Source organism: Amycolatopsis sp., from assembly GCF_035276945.1.
In the GTDB taxonomy this organism is placed as follows: Bacteria; Actinomycetota; Actinomycetes; order Mycobacteriales; family Pseudonocardiaceae; genus Amycolatopsis_E.
Genome location: NZ_DATELF010000079.1, coordinates 1 through 2,975 on the forward strand (window position 1 = coordinate 1; position 2,975 = coordinate 2,975).

Below are 2,975 nucleotides of genomic sequence, written 5' to 3' on the forward strand. Positions count from 1 at the left end.
CCGGCGTCGCCATCACCGTCACACCACCCGCCAACGCCATCGAACATTCACCACGACGCAACGACTGCACAGCAAGGTGAATCGCCACCAACGACGACGAACACGCCGTATCCACCGTCAACGCCGGCCCCTCAAACCCCATCGAATACGACACCCGACCCGACGCCACACTGCCGGAGTTACCCGTCCCGAGATAGCCCTCGATCTCCTCCGGCACCAATCCCGCTTCTGGCAGGTAACCCTGGTACATCACGCCGGCGAAGACGCCGACATCGCTGCCCCGCAGCGAAGTCGGGTCGATACCCGCCCGCTCGAACGCCTCCCACGACGTCTCCAACAACAACCGCTGCTGCGGATCCATCGCCAACGCCTCACGCGGACTGATCCCAAAGAACCCCGCATCGAACTCCGCCGCGTTCTTGAGAAAACCGCCCTCACGCACGTAGCTGGTCCCGCGGTGCTCGACATCCGGGTCGTACAGCGACTCGATGTCCCAGCCGCGATCCTCCGGGAACGGACCGATCGCGTCGCCCGCTCCGGAGACCAGGTCCCACAGCTCCTCCGGAGACGAAACCCCACCCGGAAAACGACACGACATCCCCACGATCGCGATCGGATCGTCCACAGTGGAGGTTTCCACCGCCACCGGCGCCACGGGCGCTCGCCTGCCCGACAGCCGCTCCTTCAGGTACCCGGCGACCGCCAGCGGAGTCGGGTAGTCGAACAGCAGCGTCGCCGGGAGGTGCACCCCGCTTGCGGCGTTCAGGCGGTTGCGCAGCTCGACCGAGGTCAGCGAGTCGTACCCGACGTCGCTGAAGGCGCGGTCGGCCTCGATCATGTCCGTGGTGGCGTGCCGGAGCACGACCGCGGCCTCGGCGCGGACCAGCTCGACCAGCACCCGGCTCTGTTCCTTGTCCGACAGGCCCGCCAGGCGATGCAGCAACGAGTCGGCGTCGGCCGCGACGTCCTGCACCGATCGCCTGCCCGCCCGTCCGGTCAGCGTCCGCAGCAGAGCGGGGACAGCCTCTCTCGACGCCCGGACCGCGGTGACGTCGAGGTGCATCGGCACCAGCAGGGCCTCGTCCGAACGTAGACCGGCGTCGAAGAGCGCCATTCCCTCGTCGGACGTCAGCGCGCGCAGCCCGCCGCTCGCCAGCCGTCCGTGATCGGCCTGCCCGAGGTTCCGGGTCAGGCCGGTGACCTGCTCCCACAGACCCCATGCGAGCGACACCGCGGGCAGCCCCTGCGCCCTGCGCTGGTACGCGAGCGCGTCGAGGAAAGCGTTCGCTGCCGCGTAGTTCGCCTGCCCCGGGTTCCCCAGCACGCCGGCGCCGGAGGAGAAGAGCACGAACGCGGCGAGGTCCAGCCCCTCGGTCAGCTCGTGCAGGTTCACGGCAGCGTCGATCTTGGGCCGGAACACGGTGTCCAGACGCTGCGGAGTCAAGGCGGAGACGACCCCATCGTCCAGGTCCGCCGCGGCGTGGACCACCGCCGTCAGCGGCCGATCCGCCGGGACGCTCGCCAGCAGCGCCGCCAGCGCGTCCCGGTCCGCCGCGTCGCACGCGGCGACGCGCACCTGCGCGCCCAGCCCGGCCAGCTCGGCTTCGAGGTCCGCCACCCCGTCGGCCGCGGAGCCGCGCCGGCTGACCAGCAGCAGCTGCCGCACCCCGTGCTCGGCCACCAGGTGGCGGGCCACCACGGCGCCCAGCGTCCCGGTGCCGCCGGTGATCAGGACCGTGCCCTCGGGCTCGAGGGACGCGGACTGGCGGTCGCCCACAGTGGTTCGCGTCAGGCGCGGGATCGAGACGACGCCCGCGCGGATCGCCGCCTGCGGTTCACCGGATGCGACGACCGCGGGCACGGCGGCCCGCGACTCGGCGTGGTCGTCGAGATCGATCACCACGACGCGGTCCGGATCCTCCGACTGCGCGGACCGGATCAGGCCCCAGACAGCGGCGGCCGCCGGATCGCGCACCTCTTCGGGCTCGTGCACCGCGACCGCGTTCCGCGTGACGATCACGAGGCGCGCGTCTTCCGGCTTCTCCTCGGCGAGCCAGTCCTGCAGGGTCCTCAGGACCTGTCCGACCGTGGCGCGGACTCCGGCGAGATCCCCTGGCCCCGCGGGAACCTCGACGGCGTCCCAGTTCTCCTGATCGGTCTCCGGCGCCTCCGGGAGGTGCGCCGTGCTCCAGCTGACGTGGAACAGGGAATTAACGGTGGCGGCCTGGTTGGAGGCGGCCGGGCGCAGGGTCAGCGAAGCGATGGACGCGACGGGCGCACCGGTCTGGTCCGCGACGTCGAGGGACAGGGTGTCCGAGCCGGTATACGTCGTCCGCACGCGCAGCGTCGAGGCGCCGGACGCGTACAGGGTGACACCATTCCACGCGAACGGCAGCAGGTTCCTGCCATCCGCCGACTCGGCGAGCGAGGTGAAGTTCATGCTGTGGAGGGAGGCGTCGAGGAGTGCGGGGTGGATCCCGAACCCGGCCGGCTTCGTGGTCTCCGCCGGAGTGGCCACCTCGGCATAGACCTCTTCGCCGCGCTTCCACACCTTCCGCAGGCCCTGGAAAGCCGGGCCGTACTCGTACCCGGCCTCGCCGAGGGAGTCGTAGAACCCGGCGAGGTCCACCGGCTCCGCCTCCGCCGGGGGCCACGCCGTCAGCTCGAAGGCGGCCGGGGACTCGGCGCCGGTCAGCCTGCCCGTCGCGTGCCGTGTCCAGGCGCCCTCGTCCTGGGCGTCGTCGCGGCCGTACACATCGACCGTGCGGCGGCCGCCGTCATCGGGGTCGCCGACGGTGATCTGCAGAGTCACCGCACCCTGCTCCGGCAGCACCAGCGGCGCCTCGATCAGCAGTTCCTCGAGGACGGGGCAGCCGACCTCGTCGCCCGCCCGGATGGCCAGCTCCACGAACGCCGTCCCCGGAAGCAGCACCACACCCGAAACAGCGTGATCCGCCAGCCACGGATGCGATCGC

At 71.2% G+C, this 2,975-nt stretch carries 1 protein-coding gene; it reads right to left on the reverse strand.

All coding sequences use genetic code 11. From position 1 onward, the window contains the following. A partial coding sequence (locus VJT49_RS13810) for a type I polyketide synthase (RefSeq protein WP_324165192.1) occupies positions 1-2,935 on the reverse strand: 2,935 nt, incomplete at its 3' end. Positions 2,936-2,975: the final 40 nt, after the last annotated feature.